The 15,688-nt window shown below is 60.7% G+C and carries 15 protein-coding genes; 6 read left to right on the top strand and 9 right to left on the bottom strand.

Features of this window, described 5'->3' with window-relative positions; all coding sequences use genetic code 11:
* Positions 1-13 precede the first annotated feature (13 nt).
* From ftsY to CPY51_RS25480, 3 genes are all read left to right on the top strand, one after another.
* Complete coding sequence (ftsY, locus tag CPY51_RS25490) at positions 14-1,657, top strand: signal recognition particle-docking protein FtsY (RefSeq protein ID WP_111163007.1); 1,644 nt, start codon at positions 14-16, stop codon at positions 1,655-1,657.
* 110 nt (positions 1,658-1,767) lie between these two features.
* Positions 1,768-2,412, top strand: coding sequence for a septation protein A (locus CPY51_RS25485; protein WP_111163006.1), 645 nt, complete (start codon positions 1,768-1,770; stop codon positions 2,410-2,412).
* The gene (locus tag CPY51_RS25480; RefSeq protein WP_111163005.1) at positions 2,409-3,005 is read left to right on the top strand and encodes a DUF2585 domain-containing protein; all 597 of its coding nucleotides are present in this window, start codon (positions 2,409-2,411) and stop codon (positions 3,003-3,005) included. Before CPY51_RS25485 ends, CPY51_RS25480 begins: the two co-directional genes overlap by 4 nt.
* On the opposite strand, the gene CPY51_RS25475 is transcribed toward CPY51_RS25480, so the two are convergent.
* From CPY51_RS25475 to ccmA, 5 genes are all read right to left on the bottom strand, one after another.
* Positions 2,994-3,608, bottom strand: a complete 615-nt coding sequence (locus tag CPY51_RS25475) for a DsbE family thiol:disulfide interchange protein (RefSeq protein ID WP_111163004.1) — start codon at positions 3,606-3,608, stop codon at positions 2,994-2,996. The genes CPY51_RS25480 and CPY51_RS25475 overlap by 12 nt on opposite strands.
* Entirely contained in the window at positions 3,605-3,778 is a 174-nt protein-coding gene (ccmD, locus tag CPY51_RS25470) for a heme exporter protein CcmD (RefSeq protein ID WP_111163003.1), read from the bottom strand. The genes CPY51_RS25475 and ccmD overlap by 4 nt, the downstream gene beginning before the upstream one ends.
* Positions 3,778-4,545, bottom strand: a complete 768-nt coding sequence (locus CPY51_RS25465; RefSeq protein WP_111163002.1) for a heme ABC transporter permease — start codon at positions 4,543-4,545, stop codon at positions 3,778-3,780. Before CPY51_RS25465 ends, ccmD begins: the two co-directional genes overlap by 1 nt.
* 56 nt (positions 4,546-4,601) lie before the next feature.
* The gene (gene ccmB, locus CPY51_RS25460; protein WP_111163001.1) at positions 4,602-5,261 is read right to left on the bottom strand and encodes a heme exporter protein CcmB; all 660 of its coding nucleotides are present in this window, start codon (positions 5,259-5,261) and stop codon (positions 4,602-4,604) included.
* A gap of 214 nt (positions 5,262-5,475) precedes the next feature.
* Positions 5,476-6,123, bottom strand: a complete 648-nt coding sequence (ccmA, locus tag CPY51_RS25455; RefSeq protein WP_111163000.1) for a heme ABC exporter ATP-binding protein CcmA — start codon at positions 6,121-6,123, stop codon at positions 5,476-5,478.
* A 268-nt stretch (positions 6,124-6,391) separates the two neighbouring features.
* Here ccmA and acnA point away from each other — a divergent pair, with 268 nt between their 5' ends.
* The 3 genes from acnA to CPY51_RS25440 all read left to right on the top strand — a co-directional run bounded on the left by acnA (position 6,392) and on the right by CPY51_RS25440 (position 10,758).
* Positions 6,392-9,082 carry an aconitate hydratase AcnA gene (gene acnA / locus CPY51_RS25450; RefSeq protein ID WP_111162999.1) on the top strand — a complete coding sequence of 897 codons (2,691 nt, stop codon included), beginning with the start codon at positions 6,392-6,394 and terminating at the stop codon, positions 9,080-9,082.
* A gap of 216 nt (positions 9,083-9,298) precedes the next feature.
* On the top strand, positions 9,299-10,042 hold the full coding sequence (locus tag CPY51_RS25445; protein ID WP_111162998.1) for a DUF1223 domain-containing protein: 744 nt from the start codon (positions 9,299-9,301) through the stop codon (positions 10,040-10,042).
* Positions 10,043-10,356: 314 nt separating this feature from the next.
* On the top strand, positions 10,357-10,758 hold the full coding sequence (locus CPY51_RS25440) for a DUF2794 domain-containing protein (RefSeq protein ID WP_111162997.1): 402 nt from the start codon (positions 10,357-10,359) through the stop codon (positions 10,756-10,758).
* A 9-nt stretch (positions 10,759-10,767) separates the two neighbouring features.
* On the opposite strand, the gene CPY51_RS25435 is transcribed toward CPY51_RS25440, so the two are convergent.
* The 4 genes from CPY51_RS25435 to CPY51_RS25420 form a co-directional block, all read right to left on the bottom strand.
* The gene (locus CPY51_RS25435; protein WP_111162996.1) at positions 10,768-11,325 is read right to left on the bottom strand and encodes a GNAT family N-acetyltransferase; all 558 of its coding nucleotides are present in this window, start codon (positions 11,323-11,325) and stop codon (positions 10,768-10,770) included.
* A 116-nt stretch (positions 11,326-11,441) separates the two neighbouring features.
* Positions 11,442-12,182 (bottom strand): Bax inhibitor-1/YccA family protein, encoded by a 741-nt coding sequence (locus CPY51_RS25430; RefSeq protein ID WP_111162995.1) that lies wholly within the window; start codon positions 12,180-12,182, stop codon positions 11,442-11,444.
* A 195-nt stretch (positions 12,183-12,377) separates the two neighbouring features.
* The gene (locus CPY51_RS25425) at positions 12,378-14,924 is read right to left on the bottom strand and encodes an ABC transporter permease (protein WP_111162994.1); all 2,547 of its coding nucleotides are present in this window, start codon (positions 14,922-14,924) and stop codon (positions 12,378-12,380) included.
* On the bottom strand, positions 14,921-15,631 hold the full coding sequence (locus CPY51_RS25420; protein ID WP_111162993.1) for an ABC transporter ATP-binding protein: 711 nt from the start codon (positions 15,629-15,631) through the stop codon (positions 14,921-14,923). Before CPY51_RS25420 ends, CPY51_RS25425 begins: the two co-directional genes overlap by 4 nt.
* Between the last annotated feature and the right edge of the window lie 57 nt (positions 15,632-15,688).

Genomic DNA, 15,688 nt, shown 5'->3' with positions numbered 1-15,688 from the left:
TGACGGAATTTTCATGGCGCTTGGTTTCATCAAGAAAGTCTTCACCTTCCGCCACGACCAGCCGGGGTTCGATCAGGCTCCTGAAGTCGTGACGCCGGTTCCGGAGGCGCCCACGCCGGCGGCCGTCCAATCCGAACTCGAGCCGCATTCGCGCGAGGAGCATTTGCCGGTCGCAACTAGCGATCCGGTTCTGCCTGAGGAGATGGATACGGCAGGAGGGCAGGTTGCGGACGGCGAGGAAGATGAGACGCCGCCGATCCTTCCCGATGTCGGCGAGATGACCGAGCTTGGCCTGATCCCGTTGTCGCTGCTCGAGGCGGAGGCTTTGGCAGATAAGACGGAGGATGACGCCTCACCCCCCTCTGTCCCTTCGGGACATCTCCCCCACAAGGGGGGAGATTGGTCCGAGGATGACGCGGTCTTGGCTCCAGAAGCTACCCCGGATTTGATCTCCCCACCCGTGGGGGAGCTGTCGGCCCGGCCGACAGAGGGGGGCGATCTTGCGCCCGAACCGGCTGCAACGCCTATCCTCCCCAAAGGCTTCGCCCCGGAGGATGACGCGTCTTTGGCTCCAGAAGCTACCCCGGATTTGATCTCCCCACCCGTGGGGGAGATGTCGGCCCGGCCGACAGAGGGGGGCGATCTTGCGCCCGAGCCGGCTGCATCGCCCATCCTCCCAAAAGGCTTCGCGACCGGTCCGGCCGTGACGGAGCCCGGGCCGATAGTCCCGCAACTGAAGCTCAACTGGTTCCAGCGACTTCGCGCCGGACTGGCGCGCACGTCCTCGCAGCTCACCGGTCAGATCGCGGCGCTGTTCACCAAGCGCAAGCTCGACGACCAGACGCTGCAGGACCTGGAGGATTTGCTGATCCAGGCCGACCTCGGTGTCGAGACGGCGATGCGGATCACGGATACGCTCGCGTCCGAGCGCTACGGCAAGGACGTCACCGGCGAAGATGTCAGCCGGATCATGGCGGCTGAGATCACCAAGGTGCTGAAGCCGGTCGCCAAGCCGCTGCAGCTCGACCTTTCGCACAAGCCGCATGTGATCCTCGTCGTCGGCGTTAACGGCACCGGCAAGACGACGACGATCGGCAAGCTGGCTTCCAAGCTCTCGGGCGCGGGATTGAAGGTGACGATCGCGGCCGGCGACACTTTTCGCGCGGCGGCCATCGAGCAGTTGAAGATCTGGGCGGACCGGACGAAATCCGAATTCGTCGGCACGAAGATCGGCGCCGATGCCGCAGGTCTTGCATTCGACGCTTTCCAGCAGGCGAAGGCGTCGAAGAGCGATGTTCTGATCATCGACACGGCCGGCCGGCTGCAGAACAAGACGGAATTGATGGCCGAGCTCGAAAAGATCGTCCGCGTGCTTGGCAAGCTCGATCCAGAGGCGCCGCACACCGTGTTGCAGACGCTCGATGCAACGACCGGTCAGAACGCGCTCAACCAGGTCGAAATTTTCCGCAACATAGCGGGGGTCAACGGGCTGATCATGACCAAGCTCGACGGCACGGCGCGTGGCGGCATCCTCGTCGCCATCTCGGCCAAGCACAAGCTGCCGGTCTACTTCATCGGCGTTGGCGAAGGCGTCGATGACCTCGAGCCGTTCGAGGCCGAGGATTTTGCCCATGCGATTGCCGGTCTCGGCCAATGAGACGGGAAATCGGGCTGGTGACGAAACGACCGATACGCCATAGATATGCCACCTAAGCCTAGCAATGGCGGAATGAAATTCAGAGAAATCGAAGGTTTGGACCAACAACGATGACCAGCGAAAGCGATGTCACCCCAAGCGCTGCAGACCGGCAGCACCCGATGCTTAAGCTGGCGCTGGAAATCGGGCCGCTGATGGTGTTCTTCTTCGGCAACCTGCGTGGCCCGTGGCTGGTGCAGGAATTTCCCGTGCTCGCCAGCCTTGGCGGTCCGCTGTTCGTGGCGACGGCATTGTTCATGGCGGCGACCATCATATCGCTGGTCGTGTCGAAATTCGTGCTTGGCCACCTGCCGATCATGCCGTTCATCTCGGGCTTGGTCGTATTGGTGTTCGGTTCGCTGTCGATCTATCTGCAGGACGAGACCTTCATCAAGATGAAGCCGACGATCATCAACACGCTGTTCGGCGTCGCGTTGCTCGGCGGGCTGATGTTCGGCAAATCTCTGCTCGGCTATGTTTTCAACGCGGCGTTCCAGCTGGACGAAGAGGGCTGGCGCAAGCTGACGATCCGCTGGGGCATCTTCTTCCTGTTCCTGGCCGTCCTCAACGAAGTCATCTGGCGGAATTTTTCCGATGATTTCTGGGTTGCCTTCAAGGTCTGGGGGACCATGCCGATCACCATCCTGTTCACGCTGTCGCAGATGCCGCTGATCATGAAACACACCGTTGCGCCAGCCGTGGAAGCCGAGAAGTGACGGCGCTTCAGGAGACTGAAAGCCGGCAACGTCACGTCAGTTTCTGGCTTGTCGCATGCCTTGCCGTTCTCATTGCCCAGATCATCACCGAATATCTGATGGGCCGGACGCCGATCTGCACCTGTGGCTATGTCAAGCTGTGGGAGGGCGCGGTCAATTCGAGCGGCAACTCCCAGCATATCGCCGACTGGTATACGCCGTCGCACATCATCCACGGTTTCCTGTTCTTCGGGCTGACGCACCTGATCATGCGCGGCAAGCCGCTGTCGATGCGTCTGTTTTTGGCAATGCTGATCGAGTCCGGTTGGGAGATCCTCGAGAACTCGCCTATCATCATCAACCGCTATCGGGCGACGACGATTTCGCTCGATTATTATGGCGACAGCATTCTCAACTCCGCGATGGACGCGGTTTTCATGGTCGTCGGCTTCCTGTTCGCCTCGCGGGCGCCGGTTCTCGTGACCGTCGTCATCGCCATCTTCTTCGAGATTTTCACCGGCTGGATGATCCGTGATAATCTGACGCTGAACGTGCTGATGCTTGTGTGGCCGGTGGAGGCGGTCAAGACCTGGCAGAGCGCTTTAGGAGGATGATCCTCCTGCCAGTGCTTTTTGCATGGCGGGATAGAGCCCTTCCTTCAGGCTGATGTCATCGAACGGTCCGACGCGCTTGTAGAGGATCGTGCCGTCAGGCCCGACGAGGTAGGATTCAGGAATGCCATAGACGCCCCAGTCGATCGCGGCAGCACCCTTAGGGTCGATGCCGATCGCCTGGAAGGGGTTGCCGAGCTCGCCGAGGAAGCGTAGCGCATTTTCCGGCTGATCCTTGTAATTTATGGCGACGATATTGAGGCGCCCGTCCTTGGCGAGTTCGCGCAGCACTGGATGCTCGTCGCGACAGGGGATGCACCAGGAGGCAAAGACGTTGACGAGGGTGAGCTTGCCCTTGATGGCCGCGTCCGTCAGCGCCGGCAGTTTCGAGCCCTCGAGCGGTGGCAATGCCAATGACGGCGCCTTGGTGCCAATCAATGCAGACGGGATCGCGGCGACGTCCTTTCCGTGAAAATCCTGCTCGTAGAGCATCTTCGCCGCTGTTCCGGCGATGCCGCCGAAGACCAGCAAGGGCAGCAGCGCCATCGCGTAGCGTCCGAGACGGCGCGGTTTCGGCGTCTGGCTATCGTCAGTATCAGCGGTCATCGGCTGTCACCTTCCGCCTTGCGTTCGGAACGACGGCGGATGCCGATTGCTTCGAGCGACGCAAGTTCCCTGCGACGAAAGTGGCCGTCGAGCCAGGTCCAGGCGATGACCGTGGCCACCATGCCGCCGGTAAAGCCGTAGGACGCATAAATGTAGAAGGCGTGCGACATCAGGCCGGTTCCTCGCGGCTGGCCATTCGGGCGGCGAGCCGGCGCTGGGCAGCAATGCGCCGACGCCAGATCTCGTTGCGGATCGCCATGATGTGAAGCGTGAAGAACAGGAGGGTGAAGGCAAGCGCCATGGTGAAAAGCGGCCAGAGAAACTCCGGGTCAACTGTCGGGCCGTCCAGGCGAATGATGCTCTCGGATTGATGCAGCGTGTTCCACCAGTCGACCGAGAACTTGATGATCGGGATGTTGACGAAGCCGACGAGGATGAGCACGGCCGTTACCCGGGCGCCCTTGGAGGGATCCTCGATAGCGCGGTTGAGCGCGATCAGGCCGAGATACATCAGGAAGAGGATGAAGACGGAGGTGAGCCGGGCGTCCCAGACCCAGTAAGTGCCCCACATCGGCTTGCCCCAGAGCGAGCCGGTGACGAGTGCCACGAGGGTGAAAGCGGCGCCCAGAGGTGCGGCCGCCTTTGCTGCGACATCGGCCAGAGGGTGGCGCCAGACCAGCGTGCCGATCGCCGAGATGCTCATGACGGTGTAGCACATCATCGACAGCCAGGCTGAGGGAACGTGGATGTACATGATGCGGACGGTGTCGCCCTGCTGGTAATCGCTCTCGGTGGAAAAACAGAGGTAGAGCCCGATGGCGAAGAGGAGGGCCGTAACTGCTGCGAGCCAGGGAATGATACGGGACGCCAGCGCCAGGAACCGCGTGGGGTTGGCGAGGTCGGAGAATCGGCTGATCGCAGGGCTGAAATCGCTCATTTTCTCTCTTTAGCGTGATATCGGGATCGTCGCAATTGATGGGCCTTGGTCTTCGATCAATCCGTTGTGTTGCGGAGCGCCAGAGCCGCCGCCGCCGGGCCAAGCACGGTAAAGAACAGAGTGATGGCGATCAGGATGAGGAACGGCGGCATGAAAGGCTGCGGCCCATCGACAGCGGCATAGGTGGCGCTGACGCCGAAGATCAGGACCGGGATTGTCAGCGGCAATATGAGGATCGAGACCAGCAATCCGCCGCGGGGCAGGGCCACGGCCGCAGCGGCGCCGACCGCCCCGATCAAGGTTATCGCGGGCGAGCCGACGAGGAGGGTCAGCATGGTTGCCCCGATTGCCGTCTCGTTCATGTTCATGAAGAGGCCAAGCAAGGGCGAGGCGATGACCAGCGGCAGGCCGGTCGCGGTCCAGTGTGCGGCACATTTGACCAGGATCGTCAGGACCAGCGGCGTTTCCTGCATCACGAGAAGATCGAGCGAACCGTCGTCACGCTCGGCCTGGAACAGCCGGTCGAGGCCGAGCAGTGCCGACAGCAGTGCGCCGATCCAGACGATCGCGGGGCCGATGCGTGCAAGGAGTTTCAGGTCAGGCCCGACTCCGAAGGGAATGACGGCGACGACCGTCAGGAAGAACAGGACGCCGATCAGCGCTCCGCCACCGGCGCGTACCGAGAGTTTGAGATCGCGGAGGTAGAGGGCGATCATGTCGGCTGGCCTTTGCGCCTGCGGAGACGACCCCCCTCTGTCGGCTTTGCCGACATCTCCCCCACAAGGGGGGAGATCGGGAGCTCGCGGCGACTTACAAATTCGATATGTAGCTCTCGGTATGCTGGGTCGTTTGCGTGGGAAATGAACGATCTCCCCCCTTGTGGGGGAGATGTCACGCAGTGACAGAGGGGGGTTGGCTGCGGCACACTAGTCATCCCCATATGCCTTCCCCAACCCCTGCAAATCCCGTCATCTTCAATTCAGTCGCATTCTCAAGCCCAAGCGGCTGGTGCGTTGCCGCGAGAACTATGCCGCCATCTTTCTGGTGCCCGGAGATCAGTTCCGCAAGCAACCGATCCGCTGCTGCGTCCAGCGCAGCGGTCGGCTCGTCGAGGATCCAGATCGGGCGATAGGCGACGAGCAGTTTGGCGAAAGCTATTCGGCGCTGCTGCCCTGCAGAGAGATAGCCGAACGGGAGATGGGTGATGCCGGCAAGCCCGACTGCGTCAGCCGCCTCCTCGACTGAGAGCCCCAAGCCGCCTTCACTGTCGCCAAGGAATTCCTTCCAGAAGGCAAGGTTCTCTGCAACCGTGAGTTCGCTCTTCATCGCATTGCGATGGCCGAGGTAGTGGCTTGCCTCGCCCGGGCGACGGTCCGATCGGCCGCTATTGTCGACAAATTTGACGTCTCCCTTTTCAGCGGCCAGAAGACCGGCCACGACGCGCAAAAGGGTCGATTTCCCCGAGCCGTTGCGCCCGGTCAGCACCAGCGCGTCTCCGGTAGTCAAGTGAAAGGAAATGTTAACGAAAATCAAATCTTCGCCACGCCTTGCGGCCAGGTTTTCGGCACTCAGATGCATGGATGGCGGCTTCCCCTGTTTTGCGTTCCCGGCCACAAAAAATTGTCCGATTTCGGCCTTGCCTGCTATGGCAAGTCTCTACGAAATTATCTATAAGACCTGCAACCACGCCAGCGGTCGGCGTGAATTTCATCCTTGCGCCGAACAAGGAGTTGGTTTCACTCAACTCCACGTGCGGACAGCGGAAATGGCCGTACCCGCATCCTGATGTGCATGAAGTGCATAGGCGTCCGCACGACTGTGTTGGCTATCAGAAACGGGGTCCCTCGTGGCTAAATCTCTTGACAGTTTCAAATGTCGTTCCACGCTCAGCGTGAACGGGAAGGACTATGTCTACTACAGCCTGCCAACGGCTGAAGCAAACGGGCTTTCCGGCGTATCCAAGCTTCCCTATTCGATGAAGGTGGTTCTGGAAAACCTGCTGCGCAACGAAGACGGTCGCTCGGTGACGAAGAAGGATATCGAGAACGTCGCTGCATGGCTTGTCGACAAGGGCACGGCTGAAAACGAAATCGCCTATCGCCCGGCGCGCGTGCTGATGCAGGATTTCACAGGCGTTCCGGCCGTGGTCGATCTTGCGGCCATGCGCGACGCGATGGTGTCGCTCGGCGGCGATCCGGAAAAGATCAATCCGCTGGTACCGGTTGATCTTGTCATCGACCACTCCGTCATCGTCGACGAATTCGGTACGCCGACGGCGCTTGCTCGCAATGTCGAGCTCGAATATGAGCGCAACGGCGAGCGCTACCGCTTCCTGAAGTGGGGCCAGCAGGCGTTCAAGAATTTCCGCGTCGTTCCTCCCGGCACCGGCATCTGTCACCAGGTCAACCTCGAATATCTCGGCCAGACCGTCTGGACCAAGGAAGAGGATGGCGACACGATTGCCTATCCCGACACCTGCGTCGGCACGGATAGCCATACGACGATGATCAACGGCCTTGGCGTTCTCGGTTGGGGCGTAGGCGGTATCGAAGCGGAAGCGGCCATGCTCGGCCAGCCGGTCTCGATGCTTCTGCCGGAAGTGGTCGGATTCAAGCTGACCGGCAAGCTCCGCGAAGGTGTCACCGCGACCGATCTGGTGCTGATGGTCGTGCAGATGCTGCGCAAGAAGGGCGTCGTGTCGAAGTTCGTCGAATTCTTCGGCGTCGGCCTCGACAACATGTCGCTCGCCGACCGCGCGACGATCGGCAACATGGGTCCGGAATATGGCGCGACCTGCGGCTTCTTCCCGGTCGATGGCGAAACCATCAACTATCTGACGATGTCGGGCCGCACCACCGACCGCATCGCGCTGGTCGAAGCCTATTGCAAGGCTCAGGGGATGTGGCGCGAAGGCGATGGTTCCGATCTGGTGTTCACCGACACGCTCGAGCTCGATCTCGGCGATGTCGTGCCGTCGATGGCCGGCCCGAAGCGTCCGGAAGGCCGTGTCGCGCTGGAAAGCATTGCTGCCGGTTTCGCAGCAGCGCTCGAAGCCGACTACAAGAAGCCTGGCCAGTTGTCGAACCGCTACGCAGTCGAAGGCACGGACTACGACCTCGGCCACGGCGACGTGGCGATTGCGGCGATCACCTCCTGCACCAACACTTCCAACCCTTCCGTGCTGATCGCTGCCGGCCTATTGGCCCGCAATGCCGTCGCCAAGGGCCTGAAGTCGAAGCCTTGGGTCAAGACGTCGCTGGCACCGGGGTCCCAGGTGGTAGCCGAGTATCTGTCGAAGTCCGGTCTGCAGACCGACCTCGACATCCTCGGATTCAACCTGGTCGGTTTCGGCTGCACCACCTGCATCGGCAATTCGGGTCCGCTGCCGGCGCCGATCTCAAAGACCATCAACGACAAGGGTCTGATTGCCGCCGGCGTGCTTTCGGGCAACCGAAATTTCGAAGGGCGCGTGTCTCCCGATGTTCAGGCCAACTATCTCGCATCGCCGCCACTGGTGGTCGCCTACGCGCTGGCCGGCTCCGTGCAGATCGATCTGACCACAGAACCGCTTGGCGAAGATCAGAACGGCAACCCGGTGTTCCTCAAGGACATCTGGCCGACCTCGCATGAGATTCAGGCGTTCATCCTGAAATACGTGACGCGCGAGCTCTACGAGACGAAGTATGCCGACGTCTTCAAGGGCGACGAGAACTGGCAGGCAGTGCAGGTGCCTCCGGGCCAGACCTATGCCTGGGATGACGACAGCACCTATGTGCAGAACCCACCCTACTTCGTCGGCATGGGCAAGAGCGGCTCCGGGATTTCCGATATCAAGGGCGCCCGCGTCCTCGGTCTCTTCGGCGACAAGATCACCACCGACCACATCTCTCCGGCCGGTTCGATCAAGGCGGCGTCGCCAGCCGGCGCATACCTCCTCGACCACCATGTCAGTGTCGCGGACTTCAACCAGTACGGTACGCGCCGTGGCAATCACGAAGTGATGATGCGTGGCACCTTTGCCAACATCCGCATTCGCAACCACATGCTCGGTCCGAACGGCAAGGAAGGTGGCTACACGATCCACTATCCGACCAAGGAAGAGGAATCGATCTACGACGCGGCCATGCAGTACAAGGCCGAGGGCGTTCCGCTCGTCATCTTCGCCGGCGTCGAATACGGCAACGGCTCGTCGCGCGACTGGGCTGCAAAGGGCACGAACCTGCTCGGCGTAAAGGCCGTCATCGCCCAATCCTTCGAGCGCATCCACCGTTCGAACCTGGTCGGCATGGGCGTCATCCCCTTCGTCTTCGAAGACGGCACGACCTGGGCAAGCCTCGGCCTGAAGGGCGACGAGACGGTTTCGATCGAGGGTCTCGCGCATATCAAGCCACGCGAAAAGAAAATCGCCAAGATCGTCTATGGCGACGGTACGGTGAAGGAAGTTCCGCTCGTCTGCCGGGTCGATACGCTGGATGAGGTGATCTATCTCAACAATGGCGGCATCCTGCAGACAGTTCTGCGCGACCTCGCCGCCTGATCTACATCGGCATTATTGCGGACGCCGCCGGGAAAGCTTCCCGGCGGCGTCTTCTATTTCACGGTGATGTGTACTGCGCCGGGCGCTTCCCGCTGTGTCTCACCCCTTCGTGACTTTGCGTCGAGGCTGCGAACCATTATCTCTTGTTTCAGATTTCTCAGGCTTGATGTCTGGCGGAGACCACGGCTATCACGGTCTGAACAGAGGTTTTACAGCATGTCCTTGCGGTTCCTGATTTCCCTTCTGGCTGGCGTTGCCTTGGCCGGCTCGGTGCAAGCGCAGGAGCTTGCCAAGTTGAAGGGCGTCGTGGAGCTTTTCACCTCGCAGGGCTGTGCTTCCTGTCCGCCCGCCGATGCGGCGCTCGCGAAGCTCATCAGCCAGGGCGACGTCGTCGCGCTCGCCTATCATGTGGACTATTGGAACTACATGGGCTGGGACGACACAATGAGTTCCAAGGACAATACGGCGCGGCAATATGCCTACGCCCGGACGTTCGGTCGCAGCAATGTCTACACACCACAGGCAATCATCAACGGCCGCGATCATCTCAACGGCGCGGACCTAACTGCCATCAACCTCAAAGTCGACCAGTTCGATCACCAAGGCAAAGGTCTGAGCGTTCCCGTACACGCGGCAATGAAAGGCGACGAGCTGGAGATCAAGATCGGCGCCGGTGACGGAAAGGCCAATGTTGTCATCGCCTATTTCGACCGCGAGCAGATGGTTACCGTCAAGAAGGGTGAGAATACCGGCCGCCAGATCGCCTATATGCACAGCGTTTCCGATGTCGAGACGGTCGGCATGTGGGATGGCAAGCCAATGAGCCTGGTGCTGCCGGCAAATGTCATGGAAAAAGCCGATCGGCAGGGACTGGCCGTCCTGTTGCAGACGTCTTCGCCGGCTGGTGATCCGGCCGCGATCGTCGGCGCTGCCGTACTGACGATCGGTAGCGGAAATTGAATATCCCGACGCTTTCGCAACAGAATTTCGAGTAGATCGATGTCTTTTGAGAAGGCGGCCCGGCAAAGACACATTCGGGGCTGGGGTTAGGCCGATGCGCCACGCCGGGCCATTTTGGCGCGCTGGCGCCAAAGGGTGTATATTAATTCTTCCTAAAATGAGGCGCTGTTTTGACTGAAATGGGGCGTGGGCAAGAAACCTTGCCTCGTCAATATCTCTGCGGCGAATGCGCTCGCGGGCATGGCGGCCTTGCAATTTGATGCGGCTGAGGCAAACTGTCATTCTCCTGTCACGAGCGGAGCCTTGGGAGCTAGATGACTGATCAACCGGATTTGCGACATGGCGAAAGCCGTAATGTCGATAGCGATTCCTCCGTTGTTGTCGATCTCAGGGAATACAAGCAGAGCAAGGATCCGCTTCCGGTGACGTTCCATCGCCGCGAGCTCGATGCCATCCTCTGGATTTATGGCCGAATGGTCGGCGAGAACGAATGGCGCGACTACGCTATCGACCATATGATTGAAAAAGCAGTGTTTTCCGTCTTCAAGCGATCCGGCGAAATGCCGCTGTTTCGCATCGAGAAGAACCCGAAGCTCGCCGCCAAACAGGGCGCCTATTCGGTAATCAATACCCACGGCACCATCCTCAAGCGCGGACATGACCTGCGGCAGGTGCTGAAGATATTCGACAAGAGCCTGAAGCTTGTCGAGAAATAGCAAGCTGATCTATTCGCTGAACAGCGTTCCCGGGTAGCTCGAAATGTCGGGTTGGCTTTGGTTGCCGTCGCCAAGTGCCCTCTGCATCAGCATGGTGTCAAGCCAGCGGCCGTGTTTGTAGCCCGCCCCGATCAGCAACCCGGTTTCAGAAAAGCCCGCCCGCTTGTGCAGCGAGATCGAAGCCGGCTGCGCTCCGCCAATCACCGCAATCATCTGGCGGAAACCGGGGCTGGTGCAGCGTTCGACAAGCTCGGCGAGAAGCAGTTTTCCGATGCCCTGGCCCCGCGCTTCCTGTGCCAGGTAGATTGAATCCTCGACCATCCAGCGATAGGCGGGCCGGGTGCGAAAGGCAGATGCATAGGCATAGCCCAGGAGTTTGCCGCCTTCCTCGCTTACCGCGAGATAGGGATAGCCCTTCTGAAGGACGGAGGCCAGCCGCTCGGCCATTTCGCTTTCGGTCGGAGGAACTATTTCATAGCTCGCCGTGCCGTTCAGAACCTGTTCGCGATATATGGCGGTGATAGCGGGCAGGTCTGCAACGGTGGCGTCGCGAAGGCGAAAATTCATGGAAAGGGAGCCATCTCGTGTGATCTCGGGACAGGCTCCAGACAATCACCGGATTCGATTTCATGGCAACAAAAAAGGCGGCCGAAGCCGCCTTTTCGATACTCATTCCACAGCGCTTAGCGCTGGCGGCTGCCCATGAGCTGCAACAGGAACATGAACAGGTTGATGAAGTCGAGGTAGAGGGTCAAAGCGCCCATGATCGCCTTGCGACCAGCAACAGCCACGTCGTCGGCTTCGAAGTACATTTCCTTGATGCGCTGCGTGTCGTAGGCGGTGAGGCCTGCGAAGGCCAGTACGCCGATTACCGAGATCGCGAACTGAAGCGCAGATGACTGCAGGAAGATGTTGACGATCGACGCGATGATGATGCCGAACACGCCCATGATCAGGAATGAGCCCATCGCCGACAGGCTACGCTTGGTGGTGTAGCCGTAAAGCGAAAGACCACCGAAGGCAGCAGCCGTCACGAAGAAGGTCTGAACGACGCTCTGCCCGGTATAGATCAGGAAGATCGACGACAAGGATAGCCCGACCAGCGCCGCGTAGGCCCAGAACGTTGCCTGTGCGGCCGACACGCTCATGGTGTTGATGCGGAAGCTCAGGAAGAATACCAGCGCCACCGGAGCGAAGATAACGACCCAGCGGAGGGGGCTCGTGTAGATCGCCTGGCCGAATGCGGTCAGCTGTCCATTGGATACTGCGAATGTGAAAGCGAGATAGGCGGCAACACCCGTGATCGCCAGACCCAGCGCCATCAGGTTGTAGACCTTCAGCATGTAAGCGCGAAGGCCTTCATCTATCATCGCACCGGACTGTGCGCCCGCTGCCCGATTGGGGAAATTACGAAAGTCAGCCATGTTTTCCTCTTTTAAGCTCCGATGTTATGACGGTGTCGGGCGCTTGTCGTCCCGGGCGCCGCTGCGAAGCTCCAGCATGCCTGACAAGAATATGAGGCTTTCGCGTGTCGCGTACAAGTGCCTAGCGATCCTGAAACGGGTTAAATCGGTGTAACATAGACCAATTTCCCGCTTGGGTTAACGATCCCAGGTTGCTCAAAGCTCGCGCAATACCGGTGCAGCTTTCTGCCCGAGGATCCGCCATGTGCCCATCAAACCGATGCCGACCGTCAGTACGAGGGCGATAAGGATGGTCGAAATCGCGACGTCAGGCAGGAACGCGGAGGGCAGATGCATGATGCGGCTGACAACGTACCAGGCGGCAACCGACCCCGCGAGAAGCGCGAAAATGGCCGTCGCCACGCCGAGGATCAGATATTCATAGCTGAAGGCACGGATCAGCATTGCTCTCGTCGCCCCCAGCGTCTTCAGCACCACGGCATCATGCGTGCGCGCCCTGTTTCCAGCGGCAAGCGCCCCTGCCAGAACCAGCACCGAGGCAATCAGCGCAATCGAGGCTGCCGCCCGGATCGCCGTCGCAAGTTGGCCCACCAGAGTATTGAGCATATCCAATGCGTCCTTGACGCGGACGCTGGTGATCGTCGGGTATGCGTTGGTGACGCTTCGCAAGATCGACGCTTCCTGCTGCGAGGTTGCCGCCGGGTCGGTCAGCGTCGCGAGCCAGGCGTGGGGAGCGCCCTTGAAGGTGTTCGGGGTGAAGATCATCACGAAGTTGATCGACAGGGACTGCCATTCGATCTTGCGGAAATTGGCAATCCTGGCGGTAATGTTGCGGCCAAGCACGTTGACCGTGACGCTATCCCCGAGCTTCAGGCCCAGCGCCTTGCCCTCCTCGTCGGAAAAGGAAACCAAAGGCTCGCCGATATATTCCTTGTCCCACCACTTGCCCTCGGTGATCGCCGCGTTCTCCGGCGGCGTCTCGGCATAGGTGATGCCGCGGTCGCCGCGGAGAACCCATTGGCCCGCCGGCGGCACCTTGCGCTTGGTCACATCCTCGCCGTTGAAGGCGACAATCCGGCCGCGCAGCATCGGAACCTCGACGAGCTTGCCGTCCGGCACCTGCTGCCTGACGACAGTGCGGAACCCGTCGAGTTCGGACCCCTGGATATCGACGAAGAAGAAATTTGGCGCCTGCTCGGCCATGTGTCCGGTCAATTCGCGCCGCATGTTGCCGTCGATGAGCGTCAGCGTCACCAAGAGGGCAAGGCCGAGGCCGAGCGACAGGACGACGGAGGCGGTGAGCGATCCCGGACGGTGAATGTTGCCGATCGCCAGCCGCAGCGCCGGCGAACGAACGCGCGGACTGCGTTTGGCAAGCCAGGAGACGAGCGCGGCGACACCGCGCAATACGACGAAGGCAATCGCGATGGCTGCGACGAAGACGATGGCGATGAAGCGGTCATAGGCGGTGGCGATCGCCAGGCCGGCAAGTGCTGACATCAACAACCCGGCGGCTACGATATAGGGCCAGGACGGCAGCTTCCGGGTTTCGAAACCCTGTTCGCGGAAGAGGGCGGTCGCAGGCACCTCGCGGGCGTGGCCCAGTGGCAGAATTGCGAAGGCGAACGTGGTCAGCAGGCCGAAGAGCGCGGCAAGCGAGAGGGCACCCGGATAGATCGTCGGATCGGTTGAAACCGGCAGGAACCTCGCCATGAATTGCGCCGCGAAGATCGGCGCAATGGCACCGAGGACCAGACCTGCGACGATGCCCGCCAGCGCGATCAGGGCGATCTGGATCAGGTAGATCATCACGACGACGAAAGCCGGAGCGCCAAGGCATTTGAAGGTGGCGATCGTCGTCCGTTTGGAATCCAGGAAGGCGCGCACGGCGTTTGCGACGCCAACGCCACCGACGATCAGCGCCGTCAGGCCGACGAGGGTCAGGAATTGCGAGAAGCGGGTGATGTTGTCCGCCAACGAGGGCGCGGCCTTGTCGCTGGTGCGGATCGACCAGCCTGCGGAAGGAAAGGCCTTGTTGGAACGGTCGGCGATGTCCTTGATGCCAGATGAGGGATCATCCATCCGGATCTTGTAGACGTGTTCGACCAGGCTCCCCGTCTGGATCAGCCCGGATGCGGCGAGCGCTTCGTTGCTGGTCAGGAGGCGGGGTGCGAAGCCGAAACCTTCGGAAATCGCATCCGGTTCGTTCTTGATCGTCCCGGTAATCCGAAGCTTGACGTTGCCGAGGAGAAGCTGGCTCCCGATCGCAAGCTTCATGCGCTCGAGCAGCAATGGCGCTACCACCGCGCCGTAGCTTCCGTCTCGTGCAGCCAGCAGATTGCCAAGCGGCTCGTTCGGTTCGGCTTCGAAGGTTCCGTAGAGCGGATAGGCGTGATCGACGGCCTTCACCTCGACCAGCGCCTGGTCCGAACCATCGGGCAGGCGAGCCATCGAGCGCAAGCCGGTGGAGGTGGAGACGGCACCAAGACCCCTCAGATAGGAAAGCTCATCCGACGTCGCCTCGCGATTGTTGATCTCGAAGCGGACGTCTCCGGCAAGAAGCGTTTGCCCCTGCGTCGAGATCGCATCGGTGATGGAATGCGAAACCGAATTCACTGATGCGATTGCGCCGGTGCCAAGGGCGATGCAGGCGAGAAATATATAGAAACCCTTCAGGCCGCCGCGTAGTTCGCGAAGGGCGAGACGGAATGCAAGCGACAGGCGGGCGCTGCCAAGCGTCATGCGATTGCCGCCTTGTTGGTCCGGATTCCGGCGTTGTCGGCTTCGATCTCACCCGAGCGCACGTGAATCTGGCGGGAGCATCGAGATGCGAGCGAGGCATCGTGGGTGACGAGAAGCAGCGTCGTGCCGCGCTCGGCCTGCTTGGCAAACAGCAGGTCGGCAATCTGCCGGCCGGTATCGGTGTCGAGATTGCCGGTGGGTTCGTCGGCAATCAGCAGCGTGGGCGAAGGTGCCAACGCCCGGGCGATCGCCACGCGTTGCTGTTCACCGCCGGAAAGCTGGCCGGGATAATGGCTCAGTCTTTCTCCGAGGCCGACGGATTGCAGTTCGCGACGGGCGATGTCGAAAGCATCCTTGACATTCGCCAGCTCGAGCGGGACGGCGACGTTTTCGAGCGCCGTCATGTTGGCGATCAGGTGGAAGGATTGGAAGACTATGCCGATGTTGCGGCCGCGGAAATCGGCAACCTTGTCTTCGCTAAGCTTATGAAGCGGCGTATCGCGGATAATAATCTCGCCGCTGTCGAGCTTTTCGAGGCCGGCCAGGACCATCAGCAGGGTCGATTTGCCGGAACCGGACGGGCCGACGATGCCGACGGCTTCGCCTTCCAGGATCGTCAGGTTCATGCCCTTCAGGACATGCACGGAAGCTGCGGCATTGCCGAGCGTCAAATCGGCGTTCTTCAGCTCGATGATGGTTTTTGCCAATGGAAACCGCCCTATATATCGTTGAGAAAATGCGGGGCGCGACGCGACCTTTCGAGC

Source organism: Arminella tubonensis, assembly GCF_003240585.1.
In the GTDB taxonomy this organism is placed as follows: domain Bacteria; phylum Pseudomonadota; class Alphaproteobacteria; order Rhizobiales; family Rhizobiaceae; genus Rhizobium; species Rhizobium tubonense.
This window is presented reverse-complemented; position numbering and strand designations above follow the sequence as displayed.